Genomic DNA, 20,065 nt, shown 5'->3' on the forward strand with positions numbered 1-20,065 from the left:
AATATAAAATTTCATTGAGAGTTTTGTCATTTCCAAATTGAAATTAAGGCAATAACTTGATATATCAAAATATAATCTGTTGTAACTATGAAAAATCTACTTTTGTTATTTTCATTTTTCCTATGGCAATTTGCTAATGCCGATACAGGAATTTATGGTTCTTTTGTCATTGCCGATGTGGGGCAAGGAGGAGTAACCTATTATGATTGTCTGGGTAATACATCGAACCCAGACTTTGAAAATTTAGGCAACTTTAAGGCAGGAATGTCTCTTATGCTCAAAGGTGCTGAAATTAAAACTTGGAAGAATGGCTCAGGTAATATCACAGGGGCGTTTATGTACTATCGGGTGTATAAGGCAGGAGAAAGCCCCTTGCATTTTACAGAAATTCCACTCGCTTGGGTAGAAGATGGTACAGACGGAAATCCTACTAATCAGAAATGGGCAGAGACCAGTAAAAATATTAACTTATTATCGGGGTTGGGTATTGGAAGTTATGTTATAGAGGTGTATTTTAAAGCGACTACTAATGAAGGTGATAAATATGACTCGAATAATAGTGCCAATTACAAAGCAACTTTTGAGATAATCGAAGGGAAAACAATCTTAAATGGTAAGGTAACTGTTATCCCCGAAAAACCATCGCGTACTGAACCAGTAACTATTACTCTTGATGCTTCAGGTACGGCATTATCAACGGCAACACAAGTGTATTTGCACTCGGGAGTAGGCACCGATAAGCCTAACTCTTATGCATTTGATCATACGATTGGAAACTGGGGTGCTGATGATGGTATCGGTAAAATGACTTCGTTGGGTAATAACAAATGGCAGATTATTTTGTCTTCCATTGATGATTACTATAAATTAACTTCCGAAGATGATGCCTTTGCTCTTAATTTTCTTTTTCGAAGTGCTGATGGAACTCAAAAAGAAGATAACAATGGACAGAATTATCACTTAAACATTGATGCAGGAAACTATTTTTTGGTGCAAAAACCCAATGTTTCTCCATTTTTGACACAATCAGGGCAGACTTTTGAAATAAAAGCAGAAGCAAATCGTTCTGTAAATTGGATTTTAGAGGAGCTTAACGCCGATGGTTCAGTAAGAACGCCACATCTCAACACACAGAGTAATAAAAATTATGCGTATCATCATACCATTTCCGATACGGATATACTACACACCTACCGAATTACTGCTGATTTTTCAGGAGGAATTACAAAACAAAAAACATTTCAAATACAAGCCTATACGACTCCAATTACTCAAACAATGCCTACAGGAGCTAAGAAAGGAGTGAATTATAATTTCCCTAATATTGGCGAAGTAACTTTCGTATTGCATACACCAACACGTACGCAGTATAAGTATTATGATAGTAATAATTGTGTAGGAACTACTTCTACGGCTTCTACGGCACCTAAAAAAGTAATCCATTTGATAGGTGATTTTAATAATTGGCAAATATCTGATGCATTTTCGTTGAAGAAAGATGGTGATTACTGGTGGATAACCTTAGATACGGCTTCGCTTTCGCCTGTTCAGAACGAATATGTGTATCAGTATTTGGTTGATGGAGCAATTCGTATTGGTGACCCGTATGCTCATAAAGTCTCCGACCCTGACGACCAGTATATTTCGGCAAGCATTTATCCGAATCTTATTGCTTATCCGCAGGGAAAAACTACGGGACGGGCTTCGGTATTGGAACTCAATAAAGAAGTATATCATTGGCAAGTGCCTACTTTTGTCCGTACCAAAGAACGCAATGAACTAAATGTGTATGAGTTACATTTTCGGGACTTTACTCCTGAGGGAACTTATAAAGCTGCTATTGCAAAGTTAGATTACCTCAAAGACTTAGGAATTACGTGTATTCACGTGATGCCAGTTTCTGAATTTGAAGGGAATGATAGCTGGGGATACAATCCGAATTACTATTTTGCGGCGGATAAAGCCTACGGAACTGAAAACGATTTGAAAGAATTTATTGACCAGGCGCACAAACGAGGCATTGCCGTAGTGAATGACTTGGTGCTTAACCACGCCTTTTACAGCAATCCTAATGCGATGCTGTACTGGGACAAACAGCACAATCGCCCTGCGGCAGATAATCCTTGGTTTAATGCCGAGCATAAAGGAGTGTATGACCAAGCGGGACATTGGGGCGCTGATTGGAATCACGCCAGCGAACACACTCGCCAGATGGTCGATGATATTATCCACTATTGGATGGATGAGTTTAAGTTTGATGGCTTTCGTTTTGACTTTACCAAAGGCTTTACTCAGAAAAACCCCAATCCGTCTGACCCTTGGGCGAGTAATTACGATAATTGCCGAATTGAAATCCTCAAGAATATGGCACAAATGGTTTGGAAAAACACAGCTGGGGTGGGCAAAGCTCCGTATGTCATTTTTGAACATTTGGCGAATGATAGCGAAGACAAAGCATTAGCCGATAGCGGCATACTGATGTGGTCAGGGGCAGGTCCTCAAAACTCGTACATGGAGATGGCTATGGGGTATCATCAGTTGAGTTTTATGGGAAGTGTATATAGTTCGCGTGGGTTTGCCAATGCCAACTATATGAGTTATATAGAAAGCCACGATGAGGAGCGTATCGGGTACAAAGTGAAAATGTGGGGAAAAGACAAACCTACCGACCCCGATGCATATGCTAACTATTTTAGTAATCGGACAAAACTCGCAGCGGCTTTCAATATGCTACTTCCTGGCCCGCGTATGGTATGGCAGTTTGGCGAATTGGGATACGATATATCAATAGATGAAAACGGACGTACTGGACGCAAACCCAATGCTTGGAACTTGAACTATCACACCCAAGAAGAGCGTCAAGAAATCTATCGATTGTATGCACTAATGTTTCGGTTGCGCAACACTTATAATTTGTATGAAGATGTCGATTATCGCAACATAGGAAGTACCACCGAATGGCAACGCACTTTTTCCTTGAAAGATACCACTCGAAACATACAAGTAATAGCAGTAGGCAATTTTGATACCACCAATACACATCAGGTAGTGCCTGATTATTCCCAAGTAGGAATGTGGTTCAAGTATAATGGCGACCCTACTATTGACGGAATGCCTTTTGTTGTTTCAACAACTGCTGACTCATATACGCTACCGGTAACTGACCCCGTGTATATTTTGACTAATGCCGATATGATTGCCCCTAAAATTAGCCCGAAAACCATAGAAATTTCAACAGAATATACAAATGGATATATGATTTCGGATACTTCATATGACTTTCAGCAAGAAACTTTTTCAAATATCTCGGCTACTCCCGCCCAAGGATTCGCTTCGGATAATAGCGACAAAGTACATCTGTATGTAGTTTCTATAAATGGAACAGCGGTAACTGAAACTTTCACCCTGAACGGACAAACCGTTACAGGGATACGCACATTAAAACAACAGAAACTACCTTTGGGTGAGAACAAAATACGCTGGGTCGCAATGGATAATTTCTCAAATCGGGCAGAGACAACACAAACTATCAAGGTGATTTTAGTTCCTGATGCACGAGTTAGTGCTGTTACGCCTCGCATATGTCCGTCTGCTACTGCTACTTTTGAAATTTCGGGAACACCTGCCTCAAAAGTAACCTACACACTCAACGGAATTGCTGATATGAAAACGCTTTCTTCCGAAGGAAAAGTCATTGTTTCGGTAGCTGCTACCACAAGGCAAGAGTTGATACTTACAGGTATTTCGCATCCGTTGGCAACTCAACAACAGCGATTGCTAACACGCTCGGCAGTTATTGAGGTTATTTCGGTTGATGCCCCGACTATCTCGGTAGATAATCAGTGTGGGAAAACGATACTGACCGCTTCAAACTATACAGGAGCGTTAAAGTGGAGTACAGGCGAGACTACCGCGACCATCGAAGTAACACAGAGTGGAAACTATTCCGTAAGTCAAAAGATAGGCAATTGCGAAAGTACACCAGCTACGCAATTGGTAACAATACAATCTGTTCCGATAGCCCCGACTATTTCGGTAGATAATCAGTGCGGGAAAACGCTACTGACCGCTTCAAACTATACGGGAGCGTTAAAGTGGAGTACAGGCGAGACTACCGCGACCATTGAAGTAAGGCAGGGAGGAACATATTCCGTAAGTCAAAAGATAGGCGATTGCGAAAGTGCGCCAGCTACGCAATTGGTAACAATACAATCTGTTCCGATAGCTCCGACTGTTTCGGTAGATAATCAATTTGGGAAAACGATACTGACCGCTACAAACTATACGGGAGCGTTAAAGTGGAGTACAGGCGAGACTACTGCGACCATCGAAGTAACGCAAAACGGAACATATTCTGTAAGTCAAAAGATAGGCGATTGCGAAAGCCCCGAAGCAAGTGAGCAGATTTTCATAAAGGAAAAAGAAAACACTACGAACAATGAACTTGTTTTTTATAACGCAATTTCTGCCAATGGCGATGGAGTGAATGACATACTCCAAATACAAGGTGTTGAAAACTATCCGAACAATACGATTAAGATATTCAATGAGCTGGGACAATTGGTATTCCAAATGCAAGGGTATAACAACCGTGATAAAGTTTTCCGCGGATATGCCAATGTGGGCAGTGGAGGTAGACTTCCCTCGCATACCTATTTTTATGTTTTTGAGTATATAGACCAACAAGGGAATATACAACGGAAAATGCACTGGTTATATCTTAAATAAAATGAGTTGTTAGCCAATGAAGTTCATAAATTTATTTTTCACTTAGCAAAAACTAATCAGAAAAAGAGGAGATAGGAAGTTTATATAATTGGTTTTGTTCTATTTTATTAAAACAATAATGTGTATAGAATTGACACGCGGTGTTTTGATTGAAATTATTATCAAAAATTTTGTGCGTGGTCAAAAATGTAGGTGCTTTGTTCTTAATTTCAAAATAATTTTGTATCTTCACGGCGTCAATTGCTAATTAGCAAAAATTTATAATAGGGTTCAGTAGCACAAAAAAGTGTAAAACCAGTTGGTTTGATAAAGTTTTGCCCGCATGAAAGTGTAAAACCAATCGGTTTGATAGAGTTTTGCCCCCATGAAAGTGTAAAACCAATCGGTTTGATGAAGTTTTGCCCCCATGAAAGTGTAAAACCAATCGGTTTGATGAAGTTTTGCCCACATGAAAGTATAAAACCAATCGGTTTGATAGAGTTTTGCCCGCATGAAAGTGCAAAACCAATCGGTTTGATAAAGTTTTGCCCCCATGAAAGTGTAAAACCAATCAGTTTGATACAATTTTGCCCCCCAGAAAAAGAATTTATATTAAGAAATATACAAACAAAAGGAATAATAACAATCAAAAATTAAAATGTATGATTAAGAAATATGACCTCAGAAAGGTTCGCCTAATGGAATTTGCCCAAGTAATGGCGAATATCAAGAGTTTTTTAGAAAAAGAAAACCTTGCTGACTTAGAGCTTGAAACCCTCAAGGCGGAGTTTGACAAGAGTTTTAATGCCTTTGAAGAATCGCTAAAACCCTTGCGGAAGAGCGAACACACTGAGAAACTCATCGAATTAGATAACAAGCGCGATATTCTTCTGGTAGGATATATTAGTCATTGTAAGGTATTTACCAATTTTCCTGTAAAAGAAAAAGCCGAAGCAGCGAAGAAATTGGTGTTAATCAACGAAAAATATGGCAAATCGCCCCAAAAGCAATCGTTCCGTGAAGAAACGGCTATTATTCGCAATCTGTTAGACGACTTAGCTCCTTCTGAAATTAAAGCAATGGTAACGCTTATCGGAGCTCAGAAGTGGATAGAACACTTAGCAGAAGCGAATGAAGCCTTTGCGACCCTCCACACTGACCGCACCCAAGAGCAGGGAGCTGTTGAGGTAGGCAAAACCAAAGTAACCCGTAGCGAAATGCAAGCTACTTTCTCAAAACTCGTTACCCTGATTAACGGATTAGTAGTTGTCAAAGGGGTAAGTGCATACCAAAATTTGGTAAATTCAATCAATCAAGAGATTAAGCGAGTACAATAATGTAAGGATAAGGCACATTTTATTTACATATTGAAATATGCCTTATCTGTGTAGTAAAGTTATTTTCAATTTATTAAATAATAAAAGAATGAAGCAATTAGCTATTTTATGTTGTCTTATAGTAGGACAATCGTACGCACAGCACGTGCAGTCCTCGCCCGATGGAAATATGAAGGTTTCCTTTGGGCTGAATCAGTCGGGCAAACCTTTCTATAAGGTTTCGTACAAGAATCAAGAGGTCATCAAAGAGAGTTTTATGGGGTTAGAACTCAAAAATACCATTGACCTTATCGCTGATTTTGAGGTAGTAAAGGAAAACAAATCCTCGTTTGACGAAACGTGGAAACCCGTATGGGGCGAGGAGAGCGAAATTCGTAATCATTACAACGAACTCCTCGTATCGCTTCGACAAAAAACCTCCGATAGGCTGATGAATATCCGTTTTAGGGTGTATAATGACGGAGTGGGCTTCCGTTATGAGTTCCCACAGCAGAAGCATCTGACCTATTTCACTGTGGTGGAAGAATGGACGGAGTTCGCAATGACGGGTGACCATACCGCTTGGTGGATAGTCGGCGATTATGACACCCAAGAGTACGATTATACCGAGTCGCGATTGTCTGAAATCCGCTTACTAAACCAAGGAGCCATCAATGACAATGCCTCACAAACGCCCTTCTCTCGCACAGGCGTACAAACCTCGCTGATGATGAAAACTGACAGCGGATTGTACATCAACCTGCACGAAGCAGCACTGAAAGACTATTCGTGTATGCACCTGAACCTGAATGACTCGAACTTCGTATTCCAATCGCACTTAACTCCCGATGCTACAGGCGATAAAGCACACTTACAAGCTCCTTGTCACACGCCTTGGCGTACTATTATGGTAAGCGATGACGCTCGTAACATTTTGGCTTCAAGATTGATACTAAATCTGAACGACCCGTGTGCCTATGAAGACACTTCGTGGATAAAACCCGTGAAATATATCGGCGTTTGGTGGGAAATGATTTCAGGAAAATCCTCGTGGGCATACACCGATGAGCTGCCGTCCATTCAGCTTGACAAAGTAGATTATTCCAAACTAAAAACAAACGGCAGACACGCAGCAAACAACGAAAATGTACGCAAATACATTGATTTTGCAGCCAAACACGGCTTTGACCAAGTATTAGTAGAAGGTTGGAATGTAGGTTGGGAAGATTGGTTTGGGCATTCCAAAGATTATGTATTCGATTTTGTAACGCCTTACCCCGATTTTGATATCAAAGCACTCAATGAATATGCCCATTCCAAAGGTGTAAAACTGATGATGCACCACGAAACTTCTTCTTCTGTAAGAAATTACGAGCGTCATATGGAAAAAGCCTACCAACTGATGAACGATTATGGCTATAATGCCGTAAAAAGCGGTTATGTGGGCAATATCGTGCCACGCGGAGAGCATCATTACGGGCAATGGTTAGTAAATCATTATTTGTATGCCGTAACGGAGGCTGCCAAGCATAAAATAATGGTCAATGCACACGAAGCGGTGCGTCCTACGGGGCTTTGTCGCACGTATCCGAACCTCATCGGCAACGAATCGGCTCGTGGGACGGAGTTTGAATCCTTCGGAGGGAACAAACCTTTCCACACCACCGTATTGCCATTCACCCGTTTGCAAGGAGGACCAATGGACTACACGCCGGGGATTTTCGAAACCCAAGTATGGAACGTAAACCCCGACAACAGAAGCTACGCTCGTAGTACGCTGGCAAAACAATTGGGATTGTATCTGACAATGTACAGTCCGCTACAAATGGCAGCCGACTTGCCCGAGAATTATAACAAATATTTGGACGCATTCCAGTTCATCAAAGACGTGCCAGTGGATTGGCAAAAGAGCATCTATCTAGAAGCCGAGCCCGGCAGATATATTACCGTAGCCAGAAAGGACAAACATAGCAACGATTGGTACATCGGTTGCACCGCCAACGAAAACGGACATACATCGCATCTGAAACTTAACTTTTTAGACAAGAATAAGAAGTACGAAGCGACCATTTATGCCGATGCCAAAAACGCACACTACAAAAACAACCCGAAAGCATACACCATCACCAAGAAAAAGGTAGATGCCAACACTTCGCTAACCATCGTAGCCAAAGAAGGCGGCGGATACGCAGTGAGCATCAAAGAAGTGAAGTAGGGGGGAAAGTACCCAATAAAAAAGCTGACTTTTTGGAGTCAGCTTTTTTGTATATTTCTTTAATGAGAAAATTAGACTTCACGTTCCATATTCCATTTTTCGAGATATTCGGCAACGCGTTGTACGAACATTCCTCCCAAAGCTCCATTAACTACTCGATGGTCGTAACTATGCGAAAGAATGAGTTTGTAACGAATACCCAATACATCTCCTTCGGGAGTTTCAATAACAGCAGGTACTTTCTGAATAGCTCCAATCGCCAGAATCCCGACTTCGGGTTGGTTTATTATCGGAGTTCCAAATATATTTCCAAACGAACCGATATTGGTAACAGTATAGGTGCCTCCTTTTATCTCATCAGGTTTAAGTTTGTTTTCGCGTGCTCGTTTTGCTAAGTCATTCACACTTTTGGCAAGTCCCAATAGGCTTAATTGGTCAGCATTCTTTATAACAGGGACAATCAGGTCTCCGTTAGGCAATGCTGTTGCCATTCCTATATTGATATGTTTCTTCTTGAAAATGCGCTCACCATCAGTCGAAACGTTCATCATTGGGAAATCTCTAAGCGCTTTGGCCACCGCTTCAATGAATATTGGAGTGAAAGTAAATTTTTCTCCTTCGCGCGTTTCAAATTGTTTTTTAACTTTGTTTCGCCAGTTCCAAATACGTGTTACATCAACTTCTGTAAAACTCTGTACGTGAGCAGAGATACGTTTGCTATCTACCATATATTTGGAAATAAGTTTTCCCATACGAGTCATTTCTATAACCTCTACATCGTCTATTTGTGAAGGTGTATAAGTAGGAGCTGGTTTTTCTTCGGGCTTGCTTTCCGTTGGTGTTTTGATATGAAGTTCCTTAGGCTCTTCAGCAAAAATAGGTGTAGTCTTTTCTTCCTTAACCATTTCTTGGAAGTTTCCTTCTGGGAAGATAATTTCTTTATTTACAATAGGTTGTTCGCTGTTTAGAGAAACCTCTTCGTTGGTAGCTCTCGAAGACTGCACAGACTCTTGATTTGTAGTTGGCTCAGTTTCTTGGTAGAAATTCTGTTGTTGTATATTGGGTTCAGCTTCTTGATTTGTCGTAACTGGCTCAGTTTCTTGGTAGGAATTCTGTTGTTGTATATTGGGTTCAGCTTCTTGATTTATTGTAGCTGGTTCAGGTTCTTGGTAGAATTTCTGTTGTTGTATATCGGATTCAGCTTCTTGATTTATTGTAGCTATCTCAGGTTCTTGAACAGAAATATTTTCTTCTGTTTGAGACTCGTTAGTAGCGATTTGTTGATAAGTAGGTTGTGTTTCGGGTTGTTCCCAAGTCTGCTGTTTTTCTTCTTTGAAATGAGTTTCTATTTTTGGAGAAATTTTATTACGTTGCTCTACATAAGATAGAATATCATGCTTTGTAACACGTCCTTCTAAACCGCTTCCTTGTATTTGTTCAAGTTCTTGAATTGAAATATTTTCTTGTTGAGCGATAGTTCTTACCAAAGGCGAATAAAAACGTTCTCCATTGGAAGAGCTAATAGGCTGTTGTGATGTAATATTTTGTATTTCTTTTTCAATTACGGAACTTTCAATGGATTCTTGATTTTTTGTCAAAGTAGTCTGAATTGTAACAGGTTGTTCAAAGTTTTCTGTTGAAGGTTGTATAGTTTCTGTAAGGTTTTGATTTTCATTTATGGTATTTGGCTCTGTTTCAATAATAGCCATAACTTGCCCTACCTGAACTACATCATCTTTTTTAAATAAAATGTCGGTAATTATTCCCGAAACCTCGCATGGAATTTCAGAATCGACTTTATCTGTAGCTACTTCTACTAATACATCATCAGCTTCAATGGTATCGCCTACTCCTTTAAGCCAAGAAGTTATAGTTGCTTCTGCAACGCTTTCCCCCATATGGGGCAATTTGAATTCGTATTTTGCCATTTTTTAGAAATTTAATTAAAAAAGAACCTCCCAAAGGTAAAGTTTTATTTGCAGATAAACGAATAAAAGCAAAGGAAAATTTATTTAAAATTTGTAATTTATTTATTTTCAGTTATTTATATGTTTTTGTTTTTTGAAAAAAACTATTGACTTAATGATTTTTCAAATGGAATACGATGTAAAATACTTCTTCCAAGAGTAACTTCATCGGCATATTCAAGTTCGTCTCCGACCGAAATACCTCGGGCTATGGTCGAAATAGTAACCTCATAATTTTGTAATTGTTTGAAAATGTAAAAGTTAGTCGTATCTCCTTCCATTGTATTACTCAGAGCAAAAATAATTTCTTTAATGTCTTCGTTTTTAACTTTTTCAACTAATGAATTGATATGTAGATTATTAGGTCCAATACCTTCCATAGGAGAAATTTTCCCACCCAATACATGATACACTCCTTTGAATTGTCCGGTTTGTTCAATAGCCATCACATCGCGAATGTCTTCAACAACGCAAATAACAGAGGTATTTCGGTTGTGATTGGAACAAATTTCACAAATTTCAGTATCCGAAATGTTATGACAATGTTTGCAATGCTTAACATCATAACGAAGTTCAAGTAAAGACTTCGTTAGATTTTGAGTTTGTGTTTCGGGTTGTTTGAGCAAATGCAAAGCTAATCGCAAAGCAGTTCGCTTGCCTATACCTGGAAGCTGTGATATTTCATATACAGCATTTTCTAATAATTTGGAAGAAAAATTCAAAAGAAAAACATTTTTATACAAATCAAGAAGGTTTTTTACCTTCTTGATTTTAATTATTTACTATATTATTGTCGTAATTCTGCTCCAGTTTTTGCTGAAAATTGTTCTTGTAAATTCGCTATTATTTTATCAATTTGTTTATCGGTAAGTGTTTTTGAATCATCTTGAATAGTAAAACTCATTGCATAGCTTTTCTTTCCTTTAGGCAGGTGATTTCCTTGATAAACATCAAAGAGAGAAACATTTTTGAGTAATTTTTTTTCTGTTTCAAAAGCAATTTGATATAACTCTTTGAATGAGATTTTCTCATCAATAAGCAGAGCCAAATCGCGCCGAACAGCAGGATATTTGGGTATTTCTTTCAAAATAATATTTGAAGTAATATTTTTTAAAACAATATCCCAATGAATATCAGCGAAAATAACTTCTTGTTTGATGTCAAAATATTTCAATATTGATTTTTTGACAACCCCCAAGTCAGCTAATTTTTGATTATTTATCCAAAAAGAAATTCCTTCTTGAAGAGCTTTATTATCAGTAGGTTTTTCTTGAAGATTGATAAAACCTAATCGTTCAAAAATAGATGTAACGTATCCTTTGAGAAGGAAGAAATCGGTTTTTTGCGTAGGTATATTCCACGTTTCAGTAGACTTATTTCCTGTTACAAAAAGACATAAATGTTTCTTTTCAAAATAATTACCTTCTTGTTGGTAATAACTTTTTCCAAATTCAAATAATTGTAAATCAGTTCGTTTTCTATTCAAATTATACTCTAAAGCCTCTAATCCTGAGAATAGTAAAGTTTGTCGCATAACAGCCAAGTCATTACTTAGCGGATTGAGTATTTTCACATTATTTTCCTGTACGATGTGCTCAGACAAATTTGCATATTCTACATTGGTAAGGCTATTGCTCATTATTTCGAAAAAACCTTGCGCTGTTAACTGTTGAGCAATAATATTTTGTACGTTAAAGTCATCTAACTTGGAAGAATGTGCCATTGTCGCATTGACTTTTGTTGAAAAATTGATATTATTGTATCCGTAGATGCGTAGAATTTCTTCAATAACATCAACTTCTCTTTGAACATCAACCCGATAAGAAGGTATTGTAAGTCCTAATCCACGTTCAGTAGAGCTATTTATTTGAATATCAAGAGAGCGCAAGATAGATTTTATTGTATTCTGTGGAATATGTTGTCCAATGAGTTTATCTACTTTGTCAAAAGTTAGAAAAACTTGAAAATCTTCTTGTTTTTTAGGGTAAAAATCAATTACTTCTGACGAAATTTCGCCTCCTGCAATCTTTTTAATCATAGCAGCGGCACGTAGCAATACATATTTGCAATTATTGATGTCGATGCCTCGTTCAAAACGGAATGAAGCATCGGTGTTAATACCTTGTCGCTTGGCTGTTTTGCGTATAGCAACCGGATTAAAATATGCACTTTCTAAGAAAATATGTGTTGTATTTTCAGTTATTCCAGAGTTAATTCCACCTAATACACCTGCGATACAAATTGGTTTTTGGCTATCACAGATTAGAATATCATCAGAATGTAATGTACGCTCAACATCGTCTAAGGTTTTAAATTTTTGTCCTTCGGTTGCCGTTTTCACAATAATTTTTTTATCTGAAATACGCAAAGCGTCAAAAGCGTGCAATGGTTGCCCAAATTCGTGAAGTACGTAATTGGTAATATCTATCACATTGTTTTTTGGAGTAAGACCAATAGCTCTGAGTCTATTTTGTAACCAAGTGGGCGAAGGAGCTATTTTAACATTAGAAATAGTAACTCCACAATAACGAGGAATTAGCTCTTTATTTTCTACCTGAACATCAATTTTTAAAGTACGATTGTCGATAAAAAAATCATTGACAGAAGGAGTCATAACTTCTTTATTTATTTCTTGTTGCAGTAGTCCTGCTCGCAAATCGCGTGCTACTCCGAAATGACTCATAGCATCGGCACGATTGGGAGTAAGCCCTATCTCGAAAACTTCATCAGTTTCAACGTTAAAAACTTTGCTACACGGAGTTCCAGCTTCAAGCGACTGGTCAAGAATCATAATTCCTTCGTGGCTTGAACCTAAACCAAGTTCGTCTTCGGCACAAATCATTCCGAAGCTTTCTTCGCCTCGTATTTTACCTTTTTTTATCTGCCAAGGTTTACCTTCTGAATCGAATAAAGTAGTACCAATAGTTGCAACAGGAACTTTTTGTCCTTTGGCAACATTGGGAGCTCCACAGACAATTTGAACAATATTTCCATTGCCTAAATCAACTTTGGTAACACTTAGTTTATCGGCGTTAGGATGTTTTTCGCATTCGAGTACGTGTCCAACAACGATGCCTTTAAGACCGCCACGCACACTTTCAAAAGTTTCAATTCCTTCGACTTCTAAGCCTAAATCAGTTAGAATTTCACCTACTTTTTCGGCAGGAAGGTCTAATTTGATAAAATCTTTAATCCAATTATATGAAATTTTCATATTTGTTTAATAAAAGGGGTTTTTAATAAAAAGAGTTGTATTTAAAAATAAAATATTAGGATACTTATGCTTTTTTTACAAATTCTGATTTGAGAGCCATTGCACCAAAGCCATCTATTTTGCAATCAATATTGTGGTCACTATCAAAATTTAGTCGAATATTTTTAACTTTTGTACCTGCTTTTACAGGTTTAGAAGCTCCTTTTACGGGCAAATCTTTGATAACAACAACCGAATCACCGTTTTGTAGTTCATTTCCGTTGGCGTCAACTATTTTGTTTGTTTGGCTTTCTTGTACTTCTTGGGGATTCCATTCGTAAAAGCATTGAGAACAAACCATAAGGTTTCCATTTTCGTAAGTGTATTCAGAGTTACACTTCGGGCAAAGTATGGTATCAGTCATTTTTTTGAAATTTTTGGGCAAAGATACAAAAATGATACGGATTATTAAAAATAAGTAATTTTTCTTTTCAAGAAATTGAAAAAAGATAATTTAAAAATCGGTCTCATCATCTTGAATATCTGTATTATTTGTATCGAACCAATCATCAAGGTCTCGTCTGTCTTTTTTGGTAGGGCGTCCTTCTCCTTTTTTTCGATAATAATCTTGCGAGAGCCTCATAAGTTCTACGTGTTTGAAAGCTTCTTCGGGAGTGTTGTCTATTCGATACAAATTGACCGATTTGGCTCCTACACGCGAAGTAGGAATAGCGATAATTGTAATTTCGTAGTTGATTTGGTCTTTGCGAATAGTAATCTGGTCTTGGACAAAAATTTCGCGTGAAGGTTTTGCTTCATTACCATTTATTTTGACATGTCCTTTTTTGCAGGCTTCCGTAGCGATATTTCGGGTTTTATAAAAACGAATACACCACAAATATTTGTCAATTCTCATAACTTTTTTAATTCTTCTTCAAATCAGTGTGCAAATCTACGAGAAATTTTGTAACTTGCACCGCTTTTAATTTAAAAAAGAATACACAATGATACGAACTAATATTTTTTTGTTAGCAATGCTCTTGGTAGTATTATTTTCTTGTAAAAAAAATGATTCAGCAACAATAACACTTCGTGAATATTCAGAAGTTGCGGTGGAGAATGATGTAGAAATTCAATCTTATTTGAAAACACATTTTTATACATTTAATAATACAGATGGAACGATAATGTTAGACACTATATCGGGTACAAATGCAGGAAAAACATCTCTTTTTGACCAAGTGAAAAAGAAAGTAATCAAAATTAGAGATATTCACAGCAATTATGTAAATCATACAATGTATTATTTGGTTGTCCGTGAAGGAAGTGGGACAAAAGCAACTGTGGCAGATTCTTCATTTGTTACTTATAAAGGACAAACGCTCAAAGGAGTCGTTTTTGACCAAAGTAGAAGTATAGCTCAAAGTAATTGGTTGGATTTGTTAGGCAATGGAACACAAGTTAATGCAGGTGTTGTTGTTGGGTTTAGAGAAGGTGTATCGTTATTAAAAGCTTCTGCAAAGTCTGTAACCGAAGAATCTGGTGGAATGCTTAAACTTCCCGATGATTATGGTGTAGGTCTTTTCTTTTTACCTTCGGGAATTGCATATTTTTCGGGTTCAGGAAATATTCCAGCATATAGTCCTCTTATATTTCAAATAAATCTTATTTCTACAAAAAATGCAGATCACGATGCAGATGGTATTCCTTCTATCAAAGAAATAGAATATAATGAAATAGATGGAACTATTGCATATCCCGATTGTAATGGAAATGGTATTTCAGATTATGTAGATGCTAAAAAATGCAATTAAAAAGTAAAATTTAGTCAATGGATTATGAAAAAAATTCTGATATTTCTGTCAGGAATATTCTTATGGAATTGCGATGCTCCACAGAAAAAAATGATAAATTTAGAAGAAGAAATGGATAATCCATATACTCCCGTTCCTTATGTAAAGTTACAGCATCCTGAATGGTCAAAGAATGCGACTATTTATCAAATTAATACAAGGCAATTCACAGAAGAAGGAACATTTGCAGCAGCTTAGAAACAGTTTCCGCGTCTTAAAAGAACTCGGTGTTGATATTCTTTGGCTTATGCCAATTAATACCATAGGCGAAAAAAATAGAAAAGGAACGCTCGGAAGTCCGTATTCAGTGAAAGATTATTACGGAGTTAATCCTGAATTTGGGATGTTGGAGGATTTAAAATCATTTGTAACTCAAGCACATAAGCTAGGAATGTATGTGATTTTGGATTGGGTAGCGAATCATACTTCGTGGGATAATGAGCTTACTGAGAAGCATTGATTTTTTTTAACGCTAAATTTCTAATGCCGTTTTGCGATACAGAAACTATACCTGATAAAAAGCCATTATTTATTAATTGTTTAAGGGTATTTAATTAAATGGATAGGTCAGTAAAATAAAACATAATAGGAGTTAGATAGTTTTATTTATTATTTTTTTATTCTAAAAAGGATATATAAATATTTTTTAAAGGTTGCTTTGTAATGTTTTTTTATTTTTAAGTTTGCTAAATAGATTAAGTTTTTAAATGTTTAATAAATAGCTTCTAACTCCTTATATATTATTGTATATTTTTTACACTTTTTTAGTTGATAGATAAATTTTTTGTATAATATAGTAATTATAAACTTTATACAGGATGAAATTGTTAAAAAATAACGAAAAAAGAGCTAAAAATGTAATTTTAGTATTTAAAATAATTATTGGATATTTTTTTGTTATGCCTTTTTTGAACTATTATGAATATAATTCAATAAAAAGAATAGCTCAAGGAGAAGAATTTTTAGAGGAAAGTAAATTAATTTTTGAAATTATAGATTATTCTACATTAATTATTAGTTTTATACTAACATTAATTTGTGCTATATTTTTTATTCTATGGTTTCGTAGAGCGTATTATAATTTATCTCAATTAGTTTTGAATGTATCTTATTCTGATGGTTGGGCTGCAGGAGCTTGGTTTGTTCCTATTGTGAATCTTTTTCGTCCATATAAGATAATGAAAGAGCTTTATGAGAAAACAGAAAGCCTATTTATTAAGAAAAATATCAAATTTGAATCTGATTTTAAATCAAATTCAGTATTAATATGGTGGATTTTTTGGATAGCATCATATATTACTGGAAATATAGTCTATCATTTTGAAAAATCAGATAATTATTCTATTGAAGATTTACAAAATATTCCTATTTTTTATACAATTGAAAATGTATTTACAATAATAGCAGCTGTTTTTGCTATAAAAGTAATCAAAAACTATGCTTTATCAGAACCTTTATTACATAAGATAGAAGGAGATGAGAAAGATATTGTATAAGGATTATTTTGTAATTCTAAATTTATAAATTCAAAGAGATTATTTTTATAATTTGCTTTGATTTTATTATGACAAATAATTCTTTGATATTTTGATAATAAAAAAATAAAAACGAATAATATTATGAAAAAGATAGTATTTTCTTTATTAGGATTAATATTATATGGTTGTAATAATCCTATTGAGAAAAATAATCAAAATTCTGATATGATAGATGATGTATATACTCCTGTTCCTTATGTAAAGTTACAGCATCCTGAATGGTCAAAGAATGCGACTATTTATCAAATTAACACAAGGCAATTTACAGAAGAAGGAACATTTGCATCAGCACAGAAACAGCTTCCGCGTCTTAAAGAACTCGGTGTTGATATTCTTTGGCTTATGCCAATTAATACCATAGGCGAAAAGAATAAAAAAGGAACACTTGGAAGTCCGTATTCAGTAAAAGATTATTACGGAGTGAATCCCGAATTTGGTACTTTGGAAGATTTGAAAGCCTTTGTAAAGGAAGCACATCAGCAGGGAATGTACGTAATTTTGGATTGGGTTGCCAATCATACAGCTTGGGATAACGAGCTTACTGTGAAGCACCCTGAGTGGTATCAAAGAGATTATAAGGGTGATTTTCGCCCTACACCTTGGTGGGATTGGTCAGATATAATCAATTTGGATTACAATAATTCCGAATTGAGAAAATATATGACCGAAGCTATGAAGTATTGGGTAAAAGAAGCCGATATAGATGGTTATAGATGTGATGTAGCGGGATTTGTACCTGTTGATTTTTGGAATAATGTCCGAAAAGAATTGGATGCTATCAAACCTGTATTTATGCTTGCCGAGTGGGAATCGAGGGATTTACACGCAGAAGCCTTTGATATGACCTATGCTTGGACTTGGTATGATGCAGTACATAAAATTTGCCAAAAACAAGCCGATGTAAATCAGCTATATATTTACTATTCGTGGAATGAAAGTGCTTTTCCAGAAAATAGTATGCGGATGACTTTCGTTTCTAATCACGATAAGAACGCTTGGGAAGGAACGATGTACGAAGCCTTTGGCGAAGGCTTAAAAAATGCCATTACTCTTTCAGTAATAGGGGAAGGAATGCCTCTGATATATAATGGGCAAGAAGCTGGAAATACAAAGCGATTACAATTCTTTGAAAAAGACCCAATCGTATGGAAAGAAGATGAAATAGGTATGCTTTACAAACGCCTTTTTGACCTGCAAAAACGCAGTACAGTGCTTTGGCACGCTCATTGGGGGGCAAGAATGATAAAGGTGCCGAATAATAACGAACAATCGATTTTGAGCTTTGTACGCCAGAATGAAAAGGAAAAAATATTCGCTGTATTTAATTTTTCTGACAAATTGCAAAAAATTACTTTCGGAGAAACTCTTTTTGAAGGTACGTATACTGATTTTGATACAGAGGAGTCAGTCATCTTTTCTGAATCGCATAATTCATTAGAGCTAAAGCCTTGGAGCTGTAAAGTTTTTATTAAATAATTTATTTTTTTGAAAATGAAAAAACATATACCTAATATAGTAACTCTTGGTAATCTTTTCTGTGGAATTGTCGCTATATTATGTGCTACCAATGGATTATTTCAAGCGGCTTTTTTGTGGTGTGTTGCAGGAATTGTCCTTGACTTTTTTGACGGATTCGTAGCGCGCTGGCTCGGAGTCGCCTCACCTTTGGGAGTACAATTAGATTCTTTGGCAGATATGATTACCTCAGGGCTTTTCCCTGGAATAGTTATGTTTTCACTAATGAAAAACACTACGGAAATACATACATTTTCTATTGGAGAATATTTACCTTTTTTAGGTTTCTTAATTACATTGGCTTCAGCATACAGATTGGCAAAATTTAATATTGATACGCGACAAACTACATCTTTTATTGGGTTACCAACTCCTGCTAATGCTTTGTTTATTAGTTCGTTAGCTTTAATTGTAAATGATTTTAGCTTTTTGACCAATTATTGGATATTGGCAATTATTACGCTTGTTAGTAGTTATTTGCTCAATAGCGAAATTCGATTATTTGCGCTGAAATTTAAATCTTTTTCACTGAAAAAAAATCTTCAAAAGTACGTTTTTTTGGTATTTTCGGCTGTTTTACTAATTATTTTTTGGTTTTCATCCATTCCTTTAATTATTATGGCATATATTTTGCTTTCTATTTTTTGGAAAGAAAAAAAAGAAACGATATGAAAAAAGTATTTTTAATAGCAATTTTGGTAGGACAAATAGGAATTGCGCAAGAGGCTGGAAAAATAGGCGAATTACTTCGTAATGAGGCAACTTCTGGCGAAATGTACAAACAAAAAATGGATTGGGAGTATTCTGGAAAAACCACTAGAAGATATGATTATCAGAGAGAAAGGACAACTACGCGAACCAATAATTATCGTTGGAATTTGGACTTTGGATATACCGAAATTTTCTTACGCATTCCCGAAGAAGGATATTTTACTATTAAAGTAGCAGACCAAGTAATGAGTAACGCCTCAGGGAAGTTTCGTTTTTTCGATGTAAATGCAGGAAGAGTTCCAATTTCGATTTACGAAAATGGTTTTCTCATATATCGAACTCATATTCTTGCACAGAATAATACGCGTACGGTGTTAGATTTTTTTACTGCATACGGGCTTTATCTTTTGAGTGTTTATCCTGTTGGAAATCAGCAATATGGAATAAATGATTGGAATGATATTTGGAATAATCCGTACCATAATAATCGATATATAGGCAATGTAATGCCTGATGTAGATTTTAATAATTTTGTACGAGCAATGGAAAATATTTCAGCTTTTGATGATGCAAGGATAGATTTTGTCAATCAACAGATAAATAATACTGATTTTACTTCGCATCAGATACGGATTATTTTAGATAAAATCAGTTTTGAAAAGAAAAAGTTGGCACTTGCACAGCAATTATATCCTATTTGCGTAGATAAGAATAATTTTTATATAGTGTATGATAGCTTTACTTTTGATAGTTATAAGCGTGATTTGATGAAATTTGTTTCACAATACAGATAAAAACAAGAAAATAATTTTGTAGATTATTCATAAATTTTTGAAAATGAGTTTAGTAAAAACTAAGCTCATTTTTTATGAATAATTTTCAAAAACAATATTACTTTTAGGAATAAAAAAAATGACAAATTGCCTTTTTCTATTAAAGTTCGGAAAAAATGTCAGGAAAAATAGTTACAAAAACTAATTATTTTGTACATTTGCCGATTGAAACAAAAATGGTACTATTTTTGCCGAGAAAAGTCTATATAAAATAAAA

Annotated in this window: 16 protein-coding genes; 10 read left to right on the forward strand and 6 right to left on the reverse strand. The window is 35.9% G+C overall.

Annotated elements, in window-relative coordinates; genetic code table 11:
* The first annotated feature begins 87 nt into the window (after positions 1–87).
* Positions 88–4,728, forward strand: coding sequence for an alpha-amylase family glycosyl hydrolase (locus OO775_RS05115; RefSeq protein ID WP_264845963.1), 4,641 nt, complete (start codon positions 88–90; stop codon positions 4,726–4,728).
* 236 nt (positions 4,729–4,964) lie between these two features.
* Here the strand turns inward: OO775_RS05115 and OO775_RS05120 are convergent, their stop codons facing one another.
* Positions 4,965–5,357 carry a hypothetical protein gene (locus OO775_RS05120; RefSeq protein ID WP_264845964.1) on the reverse strand — a complete coding sequence of 131 codons (393 nt, stop codon included), beginning with the start codon at positions 5,355–5,357 and terminating at the stop codon, positions 4,965–4,967.
* Between the two features lie 12 nt (positions 5,358–5,369).
* On the opposite strand from OO775_RS05120, the gene OO775_RS05125 reads away from it, so the two are divergent.
* Positions 5,370–6,044, forward strand: coding sequence for a DUF6261 family protein (locus OO775_RS05125; protein ID WP_264845965.1), 675 nt, complete (start codon positions 5,370–5,372; stop codon positions 6,042–6,044).
* A gap of 88 nt (positions 6,045–6,132) precedes the next feature.
* Positions 6,133–8,238 (forward strand): glycoside hydrolase family 97 protein, encoded by a 2,106-nt coding sequence (locus tag OO775_RS05130; protein WP_264845966.1) that lies wholly within the window; start codon positions 6,133–6,135, stop codon positions 8,236–8,238.
* A gap of 71 nt (positions 8,239–8,309) precedes the next feature.
* Here the strand turns inward: OO775_RS05130 and OO775_RS14130 are convergent, their stop codons facing one another.
* The 5 genes from OO775_RS14130 to OO775_RS05160 all read right to left on the reverse strand — a co-directional run bounded on the left by OO775_RS14130 (position 8,310) and on the right by OO775_RS05160 (position 14,314).
* Entirely contained in the window at positions 8,310–10,166 is a 1,857-nt protein-coding gene (locus tag OO775_RS14130; protein WP_373874548.1) for a dihydrolipoamide acetyltransferase family protein, read from the reverse strand.
* A gap of 143 nt (positions 10,167–10,309) precedes the next feature.
* Positions 10,310–10,927: a recombination mediator RecR gene (recR, locus tag OO775_RS05145; protein ID WP_264845967.1), complete on the reverse strand. Its 618-nt coding sequence runs from the start codon at positions 10,925–10,927 to the stop codon at positions 10,310–10,312.
* A 65-nt stretch (positions 10,928–10,992) separates the two neighbouring features.
* Positions 10,993–13,419, reverse strand: a complete 2,427-nt coding sequence (gene pheT / locus OO775_RS05150; RefSeq protein WP_264845968.1) for a phenylalanine--tRNA ligase subunit beta — start codon at positions 13,417–13,419, stop codon at positions 10,993–10,995.
* A gap of 64 nt (positions 13,420–13,483) precedes the next feature.
* The gene (locus OO775_RS05155; protein ID WP_264845969.1) at positions 13,484–13,822 is read right to left on the reverse strand and encodes a zinc ribbon domain-containing protein YjdM; all 339 of its coding nucleotides are present in this window, start codon (positions 13,820–13,822) and stop codon (positions 13,484–13,486) included.
* 90 nt (positions 13,823–13,912) lie between these two features.
* A complete protein-coding gene (locus OO775_RS05160; protein WP_264845970.1) occupies positions 13,913–14,314 on the reverse strand; it encodes an RNA-binding S4 domain-containing protein in 402 nt (133 codons plus the stop codon).
* 88 nt (positions 14,315–14,402) lie between these two features.
* Here OO775_RS05160 and OO775_RS05165 point away from each other — a divergent pair, with 88 nt between their 5' ends.
* From OO775_RS05165 to OO775_RS05195, 7 genes are all read left to right on the forward strand, one after another.
* Positions 14,403–15,212, forward strand: a complete 810-nt coding sequence (locus OO775_RS05165; protein ID WP_264845971.1) for an FKBP-type peptidyl-prolyl cis-trans isomerase — start codon at positions 14,403–14,405, stop codon at positions 15,210–15,212.
* A 24-nt stretch (positions 15,213–15,236) separates the two neighbouring features.
* Positions 15,237–15,449, forward strand: a complete 213-nt coding sequence (locus tag OO775_RS05170; protein ID WP_264845972.1) for a hypothetical protein — start codon at positions 15,237–15,239, stop codon at positions 15,447–15,449.
* Positions 15,436–15,711, forward strand: coding sequence for an alpha-amylase family glycosyl hydrolase (locus OO775_RS05175; protein WP_264845973.1), 276 nt, complete (start codon positions 15,436–15,438; stop codon positions 15,709–15,711). Before OO775_RS05170 ends, OO775_RS05175 begins: the two co-directional genes overlap by 14 nt.
* A gap of 358 nt (positions 15,712–16,069) precedes the next feature.
* Positions 16,070–16,747, forward strand: coding sequence for a DUF4328 domain-containing protein (locus OO775_RS05180; protein ID WP_264845974.1), 678 nt, complete (start codon positions 16,070–16,072; stop codon positions 16,745–16,747).
* Positions 16,748–16,870: 123 nt separating this feature from the next.
* Positions 16,871–18,265: an alpha-amylase family glycosyl hydrolase gene (locus tag OO775_RS05185; RefSeq protein ID WP_264845975.1), complete on the forward strand. Its 1,395-nt coding sequence runs from the start codon at positions 16,871–16,873 to the stop codon at positions 18,263–18,265.
* A gap of 15 nt (positions 18,266–18,280) precedes the next feature.
* On the forward strand, positions 18,281–18,976 hold the full coding sequence (gene pssA / locus OO775_RS05190) for a CDP-diacylglycerol--serine O-phosphatidyltransferase (RefSeq protein WP_264845976.1): 696 nt from the start codon (positions 18,281–18,283) through the stop codon (positions 18,974–18,976).
* Positions 18,973–19,809: a proline and serine-rich protein 1 family protein gene (locus tag OO775_RS05195; protein WP_264845977.1), complete on the forward strand. Its 837-nt coding sequence runs from the start codon at positions 18,973–18,975 to the stop codon at positions 19,807–19,809. Before pssA ends, OO775_RS05195 begins: the two co-directional genes overlap by 4 nt.
* Positions 19,810–20,065 lie beyond the last annotated feature (256 nt).

This window comes from Capnocytophaga catalasegens, from assembly GCF_026005215.1.
Taxonomy (GTDB): domain Bacteria; phylum Bacteroidota; class Bacteroidia; order Flavobacteriales; family Flavobacteriaceae; genus Capnocytophaga; species Capnocytophaga catalasegens.

Bases quoted from the DNA above. Each gene is read 5' to 3' on its own strand.
- OO775_RS05185 (WP_264845975.1), top strand. From the start codon at position 16,871: ATGAAAAAGATAGTATTTTCTTTATTAGGATTAATATTATATGGTTGT.
- pssA (WP_264845976.1), top strand. From the start codon at position 18,281: ATGAAAAAACATATACCTAATATAGTAACTCTTGGTAATCTTTTCTGT.
- OO775_RS05155 (WP_264845969.1), bottom strand. From the start codon at position 13,822: ATGACTGATACCATACTTTGCCCGAAGTGTAACTCTGAATACACTTAC.
- OO775_RS14130 (WP_373874548.1), bottom strand. From the start codon at position 10,166: ATGGCAAAATACGAATTCAAATTGCCCCATATGGGGGAAAGCGTTGCA.
- OO775_RS05195 (WP_264845977.1), top strand. From the start codon at position 18,973: ATGAAAAAAGTATTTTTAATAGCAATTTTGGTAGGACAAATAGGAATT.
- OO775_RS05125 (WP_264845965.1), top strand. From the start codon at position 5,370: ATGATTAAGAAATATGACCTCAGAAAGGTTCGCCTAATGGAATTTGCC.
- OO775_RS05165 (WP_264845971.1), top strand. From the start codon at position 14,403: ATGATACGAACTAATATTTTTTTGTTAGCAATGCTCTTGGTAGTATTA.
- OO775_RS05115 (WP_264845963.1), top strand. From the start codon at position 88: ATGAAAAATCTACTTTTGTTATTTTCATTTTTCCTATGGCAATTTGCT.
- pheT (WP_264845968.1), bottom strand. From the start codon at position 13,419: ATGAAAATTTCATATAATTGGATTAAAGATTTTATCAAATTAGACCTT.
- OO775_RS05160 (WP_264845970.1), bottom strand. From the start codon at position 14,314: ATGAGAATTGACAAATATTTGTGGTGTATTCGTTTTTATAAAACCCGA.
- OO775_RS05170 (WP_264845972.1), top strand. From the start codon at position 15,237: ATGAAAAAAATTCTGATATTTCTGTCAGGAATATTCTTATGGAATTGC.
- OO775_RS05130 (WP_264845966.1), top strand. From the start codon at position 6,133: ATGAAGCAATTAGCTATTTTATGTTGTCTTATAGTAGGACAATCGTAC.
- OO775_RS05180 (WP_264845974.1), top strand. From the start codon at position 16,070: ATGAAATTGTTAAAAAATAACGAAAAAAGAGCTAAAAATGTAATTTTA.